Here is a 16,332-nt window from a genome sequence, read left to right on the forward strand (position 1 = left end):
AGAGATACTTGTACACAAACAGCCTAAAGAATATCCCTCTACCAATCAATATACTCATAACCTCCAAAAAAAGACCATAAGATTATATAGATTGTTATTTTGATAAGAATAGGTGGGACGATATGGAACGCCCGAAAATTGGATTAGCGCTAGGTTCAGGGGGAGCAAGGGGATTTGCTCATATTGGGGTGATAAAAATATTGAGAGAAGAGAATATTCCAATAGATTATATAGCTGGCAGCAGCATAGGGGCGATTATTGGCTGCCTATATGCTGCTGGTTCTGATATACAGCGGTTATATACGTTATCAAAGTTCTTTAAAAGGAAATATTACTTGGATTTTACTGTTCCCAAAATGGGCTTTATTGCTGGGAAGAGGGTGAAGGAATTAATTCATTTATTCACCTATGGAAAGAATCTTGAAGATTTGGATATACCTGTTGCTGTTGTGGCAGCCGATTTATTAACAGGAGAAAAGGTTGTATTTAAGAAAGGGGCAATAGCTGATGCCGTTCGTGCCAGTATTTCTATTCCGGGTATATTTGTTCCAGAAAAAATGAATGGGAGATTGCTAGTAGATGGGGGAGTAATCGATCGCGTACCTGTTTCGGTTTTAAAGGAAATGGGAGCAGATATCATTATTGCAGTAGATGTAGCTAAAGTAAATATAAATACAGAAATTTCGAATATTTATGATGTGATTATGCGTTCATTAGATATCATGCAAATGGAATTAGTCGAATCAAGAGAATTTGCTAGTGATGTAATGATCAAGCCGCCTGTTGAAATGTTTAATAGCAAAGCATTTACTGATTTAGAAAAAATCATTGAGATAGGAGAAGAAGAAACGAAGAAATATATAAAAGTGATTAAAAAGGAAATTAAGAAAAGAAAAGCTAATGAGAAGAAGTAACAAAATAAAGTAGCGCATAGCAAGCAAGCGCTACTTTATTTTGTTGCCCCTTTTCAATAGAAATTACTTCATAATAGGAGGCTTGGAATAATCCATCTCTAGCAACTTTTGCTGAGCAGCAACCGGCACACCTAATGCATAAATTTGGGAGGCTCGTACGTCCAATACTATTTTCTCTTTTTCAAAAGAAGAAAGCTTACTAATGATAGGAAGAAGAAATTGCTTCTTTTTTTCCTTTAAATACAAACGACCATTTGCTGTTGTTCCGAGTAAGCGAATATATGCTGGCTTGGAGTAAGTTTGCATTTCTTCTTTTTTAGTATTTGTTAGAATATGTACACAAATTCTTTGCAGTCTTGTCCAAGTATACCTTTTCGTTTTTAGTAAGCGGATAAAGTCCTGAAATGATGATGCTTCTTTCACATATTTAAGAAAGCGGTATTCTATTCCTTCTTCTATTTCATAAATGGTGGAAAGTTCTTCTGCTGTTGTTTGCAACAGCCGGAATTTTAAATAGCTCCAGTAATTCTCCCATGTATGATAAGTAAGATACGTTTCTTTATACTGTTGTAGCGCTTGATAACTACTAGAAGGAAGGAAGGGTTCAATCGTTGTTAATGATCCTGCTGTCTGTAACAATTCTTCTCTTATACTTGTAGCGCTTGCTATCGTATCAGAAGTGAATTTTTTATCATGGTAATCAGCTTTAATACGAGCAACCGTGCAAACTTGCATTGGATAAGCATTTGTACGAACTGACTTGTAGTACTCATATCCCAGTATGTTATTAGGCATATGAAGATTGAGTCCTTGTGTTTTATTTACACTTGTTAATTCCTGGATAGCGCATGATTTTGCTTTTGGATAACTCATGCCTTGTTTCATATACTCTTTTACAAGTCTATCTTCTTCATCCTTTTTTTCCGCCAACAGGTTAAAAATAGAATCAAATTCGTTTATGTCTCCTGACTCACTTCCGAAGCATAAGTAGTCACAGCCTAAGCTGTGGAGAATTTCTACTGCTCCAGAAGCAAATACGGCTGCATGCTGTGTGGCAAAAGGATAAGGAAGCTCCACAATAAGATCTATTCCGTTTTCCAGTGCCATTTCTGCTCGAGACCATTTGGAAATAAGTGCAGGTTCCCCACGCTGGAGAAAAGGACCACTCATAACAGCTATTACAACCTCTGCTTGTGTTAATTCTTTCGCTTTTTGGATATGATACAAATGACCATTATGAAATGGATTATATTCTACAACAACACCAACTGCCTTCATCACAATCTCCCTAATCATTTTTCTGAAAAAACATTAAAACGAATGCTTTATTAGTAAAAGTTTATCCTAAAAACATTGGTTATAAAAGAGAAACCTATTTGCGTCAGTATGGTTTTCTTTAGTTTTTCTATTGAAAAACAACACTCCTCACGAGCTTAAAGCTTAAATCAAGAGCAAAGAACTGGTGATTATATCAAAGTTTTGGTTGCAATTCTGTTGATTATGGGTAGAATAGAAAAGAAATCGAAATAAATAAGGGAATAATCACTTATCCACTTATTATTTACTGTAAAGAAAAAATATTGACAAATAATTATATGAAAGCTATAATTACCTTTGTTGCCTTGGGGTGATATATATGAAATGGACGTTAAGCCAGTTACAAAAATTTCGAAGTAAGGGATTGCCAATTGATGAAACAATAAATATGGATGTGATTAAAGAAACAGATCCAACCATAAGAAAAGTATCTCCTATTCATATAACAGGACGTACAGATATTGATTCAACGAAAGTGACTTTTCATTTAAATATAAAAGGATCTCTCGTGCTACCTTGCTCTCGTACTTTAGTAGACGTGGATTATCCAATTAATGTTGAAACAACAGAAACCTTCCTATTAAAAGTTTCAGAATATGAAACAGACGAAGAGGAAGTTCATCAAGTAAAAGGGGATGTAATTGACTTAGAGCCAATTATTGCTGAAATTCTTTTACTTGAGGTACCGATGCAAGTCTTCTGTGAAGATACAAAAGAAGAGGGTGCTCCTCAGTCAGGTAATGATTGGGAAGTTATCCAAGAGCAAGATTTACAGGATAAGAAAGTAGATCCTCGTCTTGCCGGACTTGCTAAGTTTTTTGAAAATGAGTAAATAAACTCATAGTTAATTATGCAAAAGAAACATGTGAGATTGGAATCATCTTTTCTCATTACTTTCTTAATACTCTTTAAGGAGGTGGGACGAATGGCTGTACCTTTTAGAAGAACATCTAAAACTGCAAAGAGAAAACGTCGTACACATTTTAAATTACAAGTGCCTGGTATGGTAGAATGCCCTAACTGTGGTGAAATGAAACTTGCTCACCGTGTATGCAGCGCTTGCGGAACATACAAAGGGAAAGAAGTTGTAAGCAACTAATTATCTTTTTTGTTGATTAAAAACACAAGAACTTTGGTTCTTGTGTTTTTTTCCATTTAACCATTTTTAGAATAAAGTCTCTTTTTGAGACGTAATAGGAATACATAGTGAAGGGTGATGGAGAGTGATTGTCGTTAGTTCTTGTTTAGCAGGGTTGAGGGTCCGGTATAATGGAACAGATTGTTTGAATGACAACGTGGAAAAGCTGTTGAAAATGAAAGAAGTAAAGACAGTTTGCCCGGAACTAATGGGAGGATTCTCTACTCCGAGGGAACCAGCAGAGATCATTGGCGGAAATGGCTACGATGTTATCGATGGCAATGCAATAGTAAAAGATGCAAGCGGAAATGATGTAACGCAAATGTACATAGATGGAGCTTATAAAACATTAGAATTTGTTAAAAGCGTAAAAGCTGAAATAGTAGTGTTAAAAGAAAATAGTCCTTCATGTGGTAGCAGCCATATATATACTGGCTTTTTTGATGGAACCAAAAAGGAAGGAGTGGGGGTAACCACTGCGATTTTAAGAAGAAATGGTATCAAAGTGGTTTCAGAGGAAGAATTATTATGATGATTTTTTTCTAAAGATAATATTTTTTAGATGCTATATAAATGTTATTTTTCAGAACAGCATTCAGTTATTTTTTTCTTTTTCATTATGAATAAATCAGTCTATCTTTTCTAGTAGATGCATATGTATGAATAAAAAACACTAGGAGGGTATACTGATGACAACAACAAGACAAGATGCTTGGTCAAAAGATGAAGATATTTTGCTTGCCGAAATCGTTCTTCGTCATATTAGAGAAGGCGGTACGCAGCTTCAAGCATTTGAAGAAGTGGGGAAGCTATTATCAAGAACAAGTGCAGCGTGTGGATTTCGATGGAATTCATATGTACGCAAACAATATAAATCTGGTATTGAACTTGCCAAAAAACAAAGAAAGCAATTAAAAAAGACAAATGGAACAGAAGAATTTTCTGCAGATGAAGCAATTGTCCAGCCTTCCGCTTCTCCAGCACCAATACAGAATCAATTCGATGAAATGATTCTATATTTAAAAGATTTATATGATAAAGCAACGAAATGGGAGCAAGAAAATATTGATTCTTCCACTGTGAAAGAGAAAACAAAGGAATTGGAAGAAAAACTGACGTTGCTAAAGAAGGAAAATGAAGAGTTACAAAGCGAATTAGACTCTATGGAAGGCGCTTATAAAGCATTAGTTGATTTAATGGAGAAAGCAAGACAAATGGTGGTTTTTAAAGATGAGGATAAATTGCCAAAGGGTTAATTAAGTTATTTTTCTCTTACATTAAAATGGTAACATTATATGTGTCAATAATGGATAGGTTATATGACTTATTGCAGGAGGGATCCTGTCAGTTAGGTAAAGTGTCCGCTCGACTCCTGTTTAGAATAGCGATGCAGAGGAGACTCACTAGAAGTTTGTTCCCTCCATTTTCGCTATAGGAAAGCGAGCGGTGTTTTTTATAAATTAAAAATGCGAGTATATCATTTGAATTTTGAAATTCTAAATTCTAGAGACTTGAAACGACGGTTAATTATTCCCTTCTAATTTCTCTCCGATGGATGTAAACATTCTATTCCCCCCATCAAAATGATTAAATTCTTCATTGTTTATCGATTATTTCAATCATTCTTCATTTTTTCTTTTTATTGGATTTTAATGATAGAAAAATAGAGTGTGCAAATAAGTAAATAACCCTATTTCTTTCTGTTGGTCATAATGGAGGTCTTTATAACATCGAACAGAGTATGCTTTTCACTAATCTCTGTTCCACTTAGCGACGATAGCACAATAGTAATGAATAAGTTTTTTTATCTTCCTATACTTTTCGTACTAACAAACATTTCAGAAAATGTTAAAATAGAACTAACGATAACTTGAAACGGTAAAGGAGCTTCGAATGAAAATTGGAATTATTGGAGCTGGGGCAATTGGCTTATTGTGTGCTTACCAGTTAGAGGAAAAGTATGATGTAACTTTATACGTTCGGTCAAAGAACCAGTATGAGCAAATTAAGCAGAGTGGAATTTATTATAAGGTTAAGGAGGAAAAGAAGGCTCGAACTATAAATGTGCGATATTTTGAAGAGTGGAATGGACTAGAAGAGCTTACGATTGTGACGGTAAAGCAATATCAATTAGCGCCTATTTATGAAAAGATGGAAGCTTTTGGAACGCAAATAAAAGCAATGTGTTTTCTTCAAAATGGAATGAGTCATATAGAGAAAATCAAGAACACGGAAGTTGCTAATGTATTGATTGGAATTGTTGAGCATGGAGCCATGAAGGAAGATGCGCATACGGTAATACATACTGGAATTGGAGCAACAAAATTAGCTTGTGTAAAAGGGGAAATGGAAGAAATACTCGTTTCGCTAACAACAATGACTAATGAAGTTTTTCCGTTCATAAAGGAATATGATTATAAGACGATGATGCAAAAAAAATTAGTGGTAAATAGTATTGTAAATGGTTTAACTAGTATTTTGCAGGTGCAAAATGGTCAGTTATTGGAAAATGGTCACTATGCTCAATTAGCAAATATGTTCATGAATGAAGTGTTAGAGATTTTAACGATAACAGAAGTTGATAAAAAGATGTATCGAGATTATTGTTTGGATGTTATACGAAATACTGCCTTAAATAAATCTTCCATGTTAAAGGATATAGAAGCAGGGAGACCAACGGAAATAGACGCTATTTTGGGTTACATACTAGAGGAAGCTAAAAAGAAACAAAAGAATGCACCAATTGCATCCACTATTTATTATATGATTAAAGGAAAAGAACGAGAAGGAGAGGAGTTTTATCGATGATTAATGTAACTTCACAGCTTATTAGTTTTCTCGTTGTTTTTCCGATATTTACATTATTTATTGTTTTTGTTATTAGTAAGCTAATTACAAAAAAACAACGGCTTTCTATTCAGCTAGCAATAGATATTAGCACGATCTTTTTTATTCTGTCTGTACATTTTCTTATTCAATCCATTTGGAATACATCTTTCTTATTATATATTGTTATTTTTATCTTGTTGATTGGAATGTTATTTGTTATTATGCATTGGAAGTTTAAAGCAGAAATCGAATATAAAAAAGTATTTAAAGGGATTTGGCGTGTAACATTTCTGCTTTTTTTCACTTTATATGTTGGATTAATCGTTTACGGTCTTTTACTATCTATATTAAAAGCAATGGGAATAGTGTAATAGCGCCTGCAACTTGGTAATAGAAATACAACCAAATTAACGATTTATTTTTATTACTGACAGTTTATGAATGAATAGCTGGTTATGGACTGGCAGAAGCTATAAGCAACTTTTTTTCTTTTATATAAAAGGGATGCTATACTTTTCTATGTAACTAAATATGATAATCGATGTTTCTTTCATTAGTACTAGTGTTAAGGGAGAAGCTCGTGGTTGGCTCCTATTATTGAAGGGGTTTTATTAATAAGGAATTAATACATAAAAGTAAAAGGAAAACTCGAATTGGAGAAAGGAAGTACATAGATGGAGATGATAAATCTCTCTTTGCCTGTGGCAAATAAGTTCGTAACAGATTATTTAGAACAAAAGAATAGTACGAAAGATTTTTTTCATTATTCTTATCTTGATAAAGGTAGTTATGAGAAGAGAGTGAAAGAATTAGAAGCAAGATCTTTTATGAGAAATGATGTTGCGGACTATATTGAAGCTTATATGAAAAATTTTCCTCAAAGTGATAAGGTGAGGCATTCCATTGCTAAATTACGAATGGAAAATAGTGTGGTGGTTATTGGCGGGCAGCAAGCAGGAGTATTAACTGGTCCGCTGTATTCGATTCATAAAGTAATTAGTATAATCCTTTTAGCAAAACAAAAAGAAGAAGAATTGGATATCCCGGTCGTCCCTGTATTCTGGGTAGCTGGAGAGGATCATGATTATCTAGAAATCAATCATATATACACACCAAGCAAGGAAAAAATGAAGAAAGTTGTATTTCCACAAAGAGTACTAGATAAAAGAATGGCTTCAGATATAGAACTTGATAAACAGGTCTGTACAGACTGGCTGGAAACAATCATTGAATCCTATGGGGAAACAGATCATTCCCAGTCTTTATTACAACTTTTGCAAAAGGCAGTTGATGAGTCTACAACAATTGTTGACTTCTTTAGTTATTTGACAATGAGCTTATTTAAAGATTATGGGTTGTTACTTGTTGATTCTGGTGATAAAGAAATTCGTAAGTTAGAAAAAGAAATTTTTCTAAAACAAATCAATGAATTTCAACAATTGGCGGATGCAGTGTCCACCCAACAGAAATTAGTACAGGAAAATGGATATTCCCTTGTTATTGAAATGGCAGAGAATCCAGTTAACTTGTTTTATTACGATGATACAGAGCAAGAAAGAGTGTTGCTGCAATATGATGAAAGAGGCAACCGTTTTGTTGGAAAAGACAAAATCGTATCTTTTACAATCGATGAATTAAAAGAAATAGCAAGTGAATTCCCTCAAAAATTAAGTAATAATGTCGTTACAAGGCCAATAACACAAGATCTTCTATTTCCAACGTTAGCGTTTATTGGCGGACCTGGAGAAATTGCTTATTGGGCAGAACTAAAAAAGGCGTTTGAACACTTAGAAATAAAAATGCCACCCGTTGTTCCCCGTCTAAATATTACTCTGTTAGAGAGAAGTGTGGAAGCGGATATAGAAGAACTAAAACTATCTATGAAAGATGTTCTTATAAATGGAACATCGGAAAAATGTGCACAATTTTTACAGTCAGTTTCAAATGAAAAGATTGCTCGGTTGCTAAGTGAGGTTAAAGACGTAATTGAAACCAAATACAATCAGATTGAAGAAGAAATAAAAGCAGAGCATAAAGGTTTATTGCCATTATTGGAAAAAAATGAAGATTTTCTAATCAGTCAAGTAGAATTTATGCAAAATAAAGTTGATGATTCAGTGAAATTAAAACATGAAGTAATAGTGAATAAATTTAGTCGAATCGAACAAAATTTAAAGCCTGAAGGTTCCCCACAAGAAAGAATCTGGAACATTACTTATTTCTTAAATAAATACGGGATTGATATTCTTCAAGATGTTATGAATTTACCAATGACTTTTGATGGAACCCATAAAGTTGTTAAGTTATAAGGAAGAAGAAATGGAAACCGTCCTAATTATAGGGCGGTTTTTTGTTATTATTATGTGTTTTTTAGTAGAGGTAAGGATGCTATTCCAATAACCTTTTAGAAATATCACAGGTTATTAACCAAAATTTGCAACGATCAAACCTTTTTATCTTTTCAAAATTATTATTTTTATTGCAGGAAATAAACAAAATAGCTAGAATTAAATTTAATAGTGGAGGAAAGTGGGGGAATGTGGTACATTGAGGTTAGAAACTGGGGGACAAGGGTATGTTTATGGGGGAATATCATCATAATGTCGATGCAAAAGGACGTATCATTGTGCCTGCTAAGTTTAGAGAGAACTTAGGTGAAACCTTTATTCTAACCCGTGGCCTCGATCGATGTCTTTTCGGTTACCCACTAACGGAATGGGAGATAATTGAAGACAAGCTTAAGCAATTGCCTTTAACTAAAAAGGATGCTCGAGCATTTACCCGTTTTTTCTTCTCCGGAGCAACAGAATGCGAAATAGATAAACAAGGTCGCATAAATATTGCCTCCCCCTTATTTCAATATGCACAGCTTGAGAAAGAATGTGTTATTCTAGGTGTTTCAAATCGTATTGAAATTTGGGATAAACAAGAGTGGGAAAATTATTTTTCAGAATCAGAGGATTCTTTTGCAGAAATTGCAGAGAATATGATTGGATTCGATATTTAATTTTTTTCATTATGTACATAATAAATACTACCTACAAGAAAAATTTATAGACAGGTGTGGATTCATGTTTAATCATACAACAGTTTTACTAAATGAAGCGGTCGATGCCCTTGATATTAAGCCAGATGGAATTTATGTGGATTGTACATTAGGCGGAGCAGGGCATAGCGAATTAATTCTTTCCAGATTATCAGGTAGTGGAAGATTAATAGCGTTCGATCAAGATGAAATAGCAATAAAAAATGCCCAAGAGAAATTAGCACCATATAAGGACAGATTGACCATTGTCAAAAGTAATTTCCGCTATTTAGAAGAAGAAATTCATCACTTAGGTATTACTCATGTAGATGGGATTCTTTATGATTTAGGTGTTTCTTCCCCGCAATTGGATACCCCTGAGCGTGGATTTAGTTATCACCATGATGCGCCATTAGATATGCGCATGGATAATGAAGCAGATGTGACTGCATATGATGTTGTAAATTCTTGGTCATATGAATTATTAGTTAAAATTTTCTTTCGTTATGGGGAAGAAAAATTCTCCAAACAAATAGCAAGAAAAATTGAGGCAGCAAGAGAAACTCATCCGATCGAAACAACAGGAGAGTTGGTTGAATTAATTAAAGAGGCCATTCCAGCCCCTGCAAGAAGAAAAGGTGGCCACCCTGCTAAAAGAGTGTTTCAAGCGATACGAATTGCAGTCAATGATGAATTAGGAGTATTTGAATCTTCATTAGAGCAAGCGATCAAGTTATTAAATACAGGCGGAAGAATTAGTGTTATCACGTTTCATTCCCTTGAGGACAGAATCTGTAAGTCGGCATTTAAAAAAGCGAGTGAACTGCCGCCATTACCGCCAGGACTTCCAGTCATTCCAGATGAGTTTAAGCCGGAATTGAAATTAGTAACAAGAAAGCCAATTGTTCCATCAGAAGAAGAATTAGAATTTAATAACAGAGCAAGATCAGCAAAATTACGTGTTGCTGAAAAACAATAACAAAAGGGTGCAGGAGGTAATTAAATGAGCAATTTAGCGAGAAAAATTCAACAGGATCATTATCAACATCAAGAAGAAAAACAGTCGGTTAAAAAGGTTATTAAACAGACTAAATCATTATTATCTCCTGGTGAGAAGATTATCGGAATCGCCTTTGTTGCCATTATTTGTTTTGGCGGTGTGAAAATCGTGAGCAACCAAGCAGAGATTTATCAAGTCAACAAAGAAATTCAAGTCACACAAAATGCTGTCAATTCTATTGAAAAGTCAAATAAGGAATTAGATACACAGGTTAAGAATTTAAGTAGCTTTGAGCGTTTACGTGAAGTAGCAGGTAAATTAGGTTTAGATTTTAGTAAAGACAGTGTAAAGGTTGTGCATTAAGCAATGATTCGAAAACAGCCTAATATTAATTTTGGAGCAGCCATCCTCTTTGTTCTCTTTTGTCTGCTCTTTTTTGTTTTAGTTATTCGGTTTGTCTATATTCAGGCAACAGGAGAAGTGTCTGGTGTAGAACTTGCTGCACAAGCAGAAAAAAAACATAATACTTCTCGTATATTAGAGGCATCTAGAGGTAGTATATTGGACCGTAATGGAGAAGTAATTGCAGAGGATGCAGTTTCCTATAAACTTGTTGCAGTAACAGATGAAAAGTTAAGTGAGCATGACAAGAACAACCCCGTTCATGTCAAAGATCCGGAAACAACATCTAGAGAACTAGCAAAATATATCGATTTAACAGAGTCAGAGATTTATAGAATTTTAACAAAAGAGGGAGCTAAACAAGTGGAATTTGGAAAGGCAGGTAAGGACCTTTCCTATGAAACCAAAAAGAAAATTGAAGATTTGAAGCTCCCTGGCATTCAGATCGTTGAAGGCAAAAAGAGATTTTATCCGAATGGTATTTTTGCTTCCCATGTAATTGGATATTTAGAAGAATCAGATGGCAAAGAAACGGGTAGACTTGGCATCGAAGAAAGTTTAAACAAAATGCTAACAGGAACAAATGGTAGCATGCAGTATAGCAAGGATATTTGGGGTTATATTTTACCAAACAGTAAGGATAAAATTGTGCCTGCAAAAAATGGTAATGATGTTTATTTAACGCTCGATAAAAAAATTCAATCCTTTTTAGAGGATACCATGAATAAAGTGAATGATGAATATAATCCTGCGAAAATGATTGCAATCGTAGCTAATCCAAAAACAGGAGAAATTTTAGCGATGAGTCAAAGACCATCGTTTGATCCTGAAACAAGAGAAGGAATTACCGACTCTTGGCATAATGAAGCGATCGAAACCAATTATGAACCAGGATCTACGATGAAAATATTTACCTTAGCGGCAGCTGTTGAAGAAGGGGTATTTAACCCAAATGAAGAATATAAGTCGGGTCGATATGAAGGAATAGGCGATCATAACGGTGGTGTAGGTTGGGGATCTATTTCCTATTTGGAAGGTGTTCAACGATCTTCCAATGTAGCCTTTGCAAAACTAGCCAAAGAAAAAATAGGCTTTGATACATTTAGAGAATACTTAACGAAATTTGGTCTTGATCAAACAACAGGGATTGACCTTCCAAGAGAAGCGAATAGCTCTATTGTGTTTAACTGGCCAATCGAAAAAATTACGACAGCTTTTGGTCAAGGTACAGCATTAACACCAATTCAACAAATCCAAGCAGCGACAGCAGTGGCGAACGATGGGAAAATGGTGAAGCCGTACGTAATCGAGCAAATTAAAGATTCGAATACCGGAGAAGTAATAAAAAAAGGCGAGACTCAAGTTGCCGGGACACCGATTTCAGCTGAAACAGCCAAAGAGGTTCGCGATATTCTTGAGACAGTTATTACAAGCAAAAAAGGGACAGGTTATAAAAAATTTAATATTGATGGCTATCCGGTTGCTGGTAAAACAGGAACAGCGCAAATTCCTAAAAGTGGCGGCGGCTATTTAACAGGCAGTGATAATTATATTTTTTCATTTTTAGGAATGGCCCCAAAAGATGATCCTGAGTTAATCATGTATGTTGCTGTACAGCAGCCAGAACTGAAGGAAACAGAGGTAGGTTCTGAACCTGTTGCGGAAATTTTCACTTCTGTTATGAAGAGCAGTCTTCAATATATGGATATTGTTCCAACTGAAGGAGAAGCTTCGAAACCAATTGCAATTCCGAATTTAAGTGGAATGACTGCAGAAGAAGCGAAGAAAATTCTAGCAGATAAGGGGTTAAATGCGATTATTATCGGAGACGGTAAAACAGTGGAAGAACAACTTCCAGTCAAAGGTGAGACTTATCTAAAAGGAGAAAAAGTTATTTTAAAGACAAATGGTAAAGAAACAGTTCCTAATATGAAGGGCTGGTCATTACGTGATGTGTTAAAAGTAGCAGATTTAAATAAATTAAAGCTTGAAATCTCCGGAAGTGGATATGTATCTTCTCAAAGCATTAAAGCTGGGTCAAAGGTTAAAGAAAATGATAAATTAACGGTTAAGTTAAAAGAGCCGGAGTAAGAGGGTAAGCTCTACTACATTTTTGAGATGTGGTGGAGCTTTTTTGTTGGAGATGGACAAGGTATTGTATACTAGAAATAAGAGTTGAATTTGTAACTCTTTAAAATTAATAGGAGGGGTGAAAGTTGTATAAAAAAAGAAAGAAACCACCAGAATTAGCTTTGTTAAAATCATTAAATAGCCGGATGGAATTATCAGATGAAATGAAGCTGAGAGACTACAATCATAAAAAAGGTTGGGAAGGAGAGAGGCGGTTTGATGATTATTTAAGGAATTTAGCTCAAAATAGTATTATATTAAATGATTTATTACTACAATCAAACCAAACGACATTTCAAATCGACTCCTTATTGATAGAAGGAGAAGCACTCCATCTCTATGAAATTAAGAACTATGAAGGTGATTTTTATTATGAAAATGATCGATTCTATAAGAAAAACAATAAAGTAGAAATCAATAATCCTATTACTCAATTAAAACGAACCGATTCCTTATTAAGACAATTAATTCATCAACTTGGTTATTCCATTCCAATTGTCCCTCATGTTGTTTTTGTAAACCAAAAATTCACCTTATATCAAGCTCCACTTCATTTGCCTATCATTTATCCTACTCAATTAATTCGTTATGTTAAATCATTAGAAATGAACAGATCACAAGTGAAAAAACAGCATACGACCTTAGCTGAAAAGTTGATAGCTCTTCATATGAATGAATCATCTTATCGAAGAATTTCAAGCTATACCTATGATGAGCTTAAGAAAGGAATCCTTTGTGATAAATGTAACTCACTGATCATTTCAGCAGAACGTTCAATGATCAAATGTGATGCATGTGGATATACAGAAAGCTTGGATAAAGCTGTTTTACGAAGTGTTGAAGAGTTTAAGCTGCTTTTTCCAGAAAGAAAGATAACGACAAAAGAAATTTATGACTGGTGTCTGATCTCGGGAGAAATGCGAAGAATTAAGAGAATATTAGATAAGCATTATAGGCTTATTGGTGTACATCAATGGGCGTACTATGAGTGAAAGATAGTGGTGGGGTCTAGCAATTTATTTGTTTTATTGGATAAAAGCTGAAAGTAAACTTAGTAAAAAGAAAAAACAGTGGTCATTGGAGGGAGAATCGCGAAATTAATTGAAAGGTAAGGGAAAGAGGCGTTCATTAAGGGAATGAACGCCAAAATAAACAGGGGAATGAGCAAAAGTGGTTTTCATCAAGGGAATGAACGCCAAAATAAACAGAGGAATGAGCAAAAGTGGTTTTCATTAAGGGAATGAACGCCAAAATAAACAGGGGAATGAGCAAAAGTGGTTTTCATCAAGGGAATGAACGCCAAAATAAACAGAGGAATGAGCAAAAGTGGTTTTCATCAAGGGGATGAACGCCAAAATAAAGAGAAGAAGCGGGAAAAGTGGTTTTCATCAAGGGAATGAACACTAAAATAAACAAAAGAAGCAGCAAAAGTAGCGATCACCAAGAAAATGACCAACAAAATAATCAGAAAAAGAAAAGAAACCCACTTTCATCAGTAAAAAACCCCCTCAATCCCTCCCCGAAAAGGAACAAATACTAAACGTTCTATTCCTTTTCGTACAAGCATATATTTCAATTGAGCTAGTATAAAGGGGGTTCCATCTGTATGCGGGTTTCAAACGTAACCGTCCGGAAACGATTATTGATAGCGCTGGTTGCTGGGATAATTATTTTCTTTATTATTGATGCAAGATTAGCGTATGTTCAATTTTTTCTGGGGGACGAGCTTACAACTAAAGCGAAAAATTTATGGAGTCGGCAAATTGCTTTTGAGCCACAACGTGGAGAGATTTTGGATCGTAATGGAATAGCGCTGGCAACAAATGTTAGTGCACCAACAGTTTATATAGTACCACGACAGCTTAAAGATCCAGCAGATACGGCAGAAAAGCTTGCAAAAGTATTAGAAGCAGATAAAGAATCTGTTTATAAGCAGATTATTCAAAAGGAGATGAGCGTTCGCTTAAAAGAAGGAAGGAAAATTACGCATGAAAAAGCAAAAAAAGTTCGTGCGCTTGATATAGATGGTGTCTATATTGGAGAAGATTCCAAGAGATCCTATCCTTTCGGAAATTATTTATCCCATGTTTTAGGGTTTGCAGGCATTGATAATCAAGGGTTAATTGGCTTAGAACTAGAATATGATGATGAGTTAAAAGGGAAAAAAGGGTCTGTTCAATATTATTCTGATGCGAAAGGTCAAAGAATGAATGATATGGCTGATGCTTATGAAGCTCCAGTAAATGGAAATGATTTAGTACTGACGATTGATACAAAAATTCAAACGATTGTAGAGAGAGAATTGGATATTGCAGAACAAACGTATGAACCTGAATCAATTATAGCATTGGCGATGAATCCAAAGACTGGTGAAGTTTTGGCGATGTCTAGTCGTCCAGGATTTGATCCTTCAGATTTTCAAAATGTTGATTCAAAAGTTTATAATCGAAATTTACCAATTTGGAGTTCATACGAACCAGGTTCTACTTTTAAAATCATCACTTTGGCAGCAGCTCTCGAAGAAGGAAAAGTAGATTTAGACAAGGACACTTTTTATGATAAGGGCTACGCCGAAGTAGGCGGAGCTAAGTTGAAATGTTGGAAGAGAGGCGGACATGGTTCGCAAACATTCTTGGAAGTTGTTCAAAACTCTTGTAACCCAGGTTTTGTGGAGTTAGGGGAACGTCTAGGAAAAGATAAGCTTTTTCAATATATTCGTGATTTTGGGTTTGGACAGAAAACAGGCATCGATTTACAGGGGGAGTCAAAAGGGATATTGTTTAACATGGACAGAGTAGGACCAGTAGAGCAAGCAACTACTGCGTTTGGTCAAGGGGTTGCAGTAACGCCAATTCAACAAGTAACAGCGCTCTCGGCAGCAATTAATGGAGGAACACTATATACTCCTTATGTGGCGAAAGAATTAATTGATCCAGCCACTGGTGAAGTAGTCATGGAGAAGAAGCCTGTTGCAAAAAGAAAGGTTGTTTCTGAAGAAACATCCAAAGAAGTGAGAAGGGCATTAGAAAATGTTGTTGCAAAAGGATCCGGAGGTAAAGCCTTTGTGGAAGGGTATCGGGTTGGTGGAAAAACAGGAACAGCCCAAAAAGCATCGGGTGGAAGATATTTAGAGAATAACTATATTCTTTCTTTTATTGGGTTTGCACCTGCCGATGACCCAGAACTAGTCGTCTATGTGGCAGTAGATAATCCAAAAGGAACCATACAATTTGGTAGTGCTGTTGCTGCACCAATCGTTGGGGCTATTATGGGAGATAGTTTAAGAGCGTTAGGTGTTGAACCGCGTAAAGACCAAATTGATAAAGTATATAAATATCCAGAAAATCCATTAATAGAAGTGCCTGATCTTGTAGGTCATACGAAAAAAGACATTAGTGAAATGTTTATTAATCTTAAAATAGAATCAAGTGGAAGTGGAGATACCGTTATCAAGCAATCCCCTGAACCAGGAACAAAAGTAAAGGATGGCTCCACAATATTGGTTCAATTTAATTAATTTGATAAAATGCGGCCGATTTCTACGTGCCGCATTTTGTCCTATAGGATAAAAAACTGC

Annotated in this window: 16 protein-coding genes; 15 read left to right on the forward strand and 1 reads right to left on the reverse strand. The window is 35.1% G+C overall.

Annotated elements, in window-relative coordinates; translation table 11 throughout:
- Positions 1 to 122: 122 nt before the first annotated feature.
- Entirely contained in the window at positions 123 to 914 is a 792-nt protein-coding gene (locus NKG37_RS16090) for a patatin-like phospholipase family protein (RefSeq protein ID WP_254414934.1), read from the forward strand.
- 63 nt (positions 915 to 977) lie between these two features.
- Here the strand turns inward: NKG37_RS16090 and NKG37_RS16095 are convergent, their stop codons facing one another.
- On the reverse strand, positions 978 to 2,192 hold the full coding sequence (locus NKG37_RS16095; protein WP_254414935.1) for a nucleotidyltransferase: 1,215 nt from the start codon (positions 2,190 to 2,192) through the stop codon (positions 978 to 980).
- A 358-nt stretch (positions 2,193 to 2,550) separates the two neighbouring features.
- Between NKG37_RS16095 and NKG37_RS16100 the strand changes: the two genes are divergently transcribed.
- The 14 genes from NKG37_RS16100 to NKG37_RS16160 all read left to right on the forward strand — a co-directional run bounded on the left by NKG37_RS16100 (position 2,551) and on the right by NKG37_RS16160 (position 16,272).
- Entirely contained in the window at positions 2,551 to 3,063 is a 513-nt protein-coding gene (locus tag NKG37_RS16100) for a YceD family protein (RefSeq protein WP_016200992.1), read from the forward strand.
- Positions 3,064 to 3,156: 93 nt separating this feature from the next.
- The gene (rpmF, locus tag NKG37_RS16105) at positions 3,157 to 3,330 is read left to right on the forward strand and encodes a 50S ribosomal protein L32 (RefSeq protein WP_016200993.1); all 174 of its coding nucleotides are present in this window, start codon (positions 3,157 to 3,159) and stop codon (positions 3,328 to 3,330) included.
- A 124-nt stretch (positions 3,331 to 3,454) separates the two neighbouring features.
- Positions 3,455 to 3,901 (forward strand): 2-thiouracil desulfurase family protein, encoded by a 447-nt coding sequence (locus NKG37_RS16110; protein WP_169188339.1) that lies wholly within the window; start codon positions 3,455 to 3,457, stop codon positions 3,899 to 3,901.
- Positions 3,902 to 4,058: 157 nt separating this feature from the next.
- Positions 4,059 to 4,625, forward strand: a complete 567-nt coding sequence (locus tag NKG37_RS16115; RefSeq protein ID WP_016200995.1) for an RsfA family transcriptional regulator — start codon at positions 4,059 to 4,061, stop codon at positions 4,623 to 4,625.
- 637 nt (positions 4,626 to 5,262) lie between these two features.
- Entirely contained in the window at positions 5,263 to 6,177 is a 915-nt protein-coding gene (locus NKG37_RS16120; RefSeq protein ID WP_254414936.1) for a 2-dehydropantoate 2-reductase, read from the forward strand.
- Positions 6,174 to 6,569 (forward strand): DUF3397 domain-containing protein, encoded by a 396-nt coding sequence (locus NKG37_RS16125; protein ID WP_016200998.1) that lies wholly within the window; start codon positions 6,174 to 6,176, stop codon positions 6,567 to 6,569. The genes NKG37_RS16120 and NKG37_RS16125 overlap by 4 nt, the downstream gene beginning before the upstream one ends.
- A 303-nt stretch (positions 6,570 to 6,872) precedes the next feature.
- A complete protein-coding gene (gene bshC, locus NKG37_RS16130) occupies positions 6,873 to 8,507 on the forward strand; it encodes a bacillithiol biosynthesis cysteine-adding enzyme BshC (RefSeq protein ID WP_254414937.1) in 1,635 nt (544 codons plus the stop codon).
- A gap of 266 nt (positions 8,508 to 8,773) precedes the next feature.
- A complete protein-coding gene (gene mraZ / locus NKG37_RS16135; protein ID WP_016200999.1) occupies positions 8,774 to 9,205 on the forward strand; it encodes a division/cell wall cluster transcriptional repressor MraZ in 432 nt (143 codons plus the stop codon).
- Between the two features lie 64 nt (positions 9,206 to 9,269).
- Positions 9,270 to 10,202, forward strand: a complete 933-nt coding sequence (gene rsmH, locus NKG37_RS16140; RefSeq protein WP_254414938.1) for a 16S rRNA (cytosine(1402)-N(4))-methyltransferase RsmH — start codon at positions 9,270 to 9,272, stop codon at positions 10,200 to 10,202.
- A 24-nt stretch (positions 10,203 to 10,226) separates the two neighbouring features.
- Positions 10,227 to 10,586, forward strand: a complete 360-nt coding sequence (ftsL, locus tag NKG37_RS16145) for a cell division protein FtsL (protein ID WP_016201001.1) — start codon at positions 10,227 to 10,229, stop codon at positions 10,584 to 10,586.
- Positions 10,587 to 10,589: 3 nt separating this feature from the next.
- The gene (locus tag NKG37_RS16150) at positions 10,590 to 12,716 is read left to right on the forward strand and encodes a penicillin-binding protein (protein ID WP_224428031.1); all 2,127 of its coding nucleotides are present in this window, start codon (positions 10,590 to 10,592) and stop codon (positions 12,714 to 12,716) included.
- A 125-nt stretch (positions 12,717 to 12,841) separates the two neighbouring features.
- On the forward strand, positions 12,842 to 13,747 hold the full coding sequence (locus NKG37_RS16155; protein WP_254414939.1) for a nuclease-related domain-containing protein: 906 nt from the start codon (positions 12,842 to 12,844) through the stop codon (positions 13,745 to 13,747).
- Positions 13,748 to 14,029: 282 nt separating this feature from the next.
- A complete protein-coding gene (locus NKG37_RS26125; RefSeq protein ID WP_263479827.1) occupies positions 14,030 to 14,155 on the forward strand; it encodes a hypothetical protein in 126 nt (41 codons plus the stop codon).
- 206 nt (positions 14,156 to 14,361) lie between these two features.
- Complete coding sequence (locus NKG37_RS16160; protein WP_016201005.1) at positions 14,362 to 16,272, forward strand: stage V sporulation protein D; 1,911 nt, start codon at positions 14,362 to 14,364, stop codon at positions 16,270 to 16,272.
- Positions 16,273 to 16,332 lie beyond the last annotated feature (60 nt).

Source organism: Niallia sp. RD1 (assembly GCF_024219955.1).
Classification (GTDB): domain Bacteria; phylum Bacillota; class Bacilli; order Bacillales; family Cytobacillaceae; genus Niallia; species Niallia alba.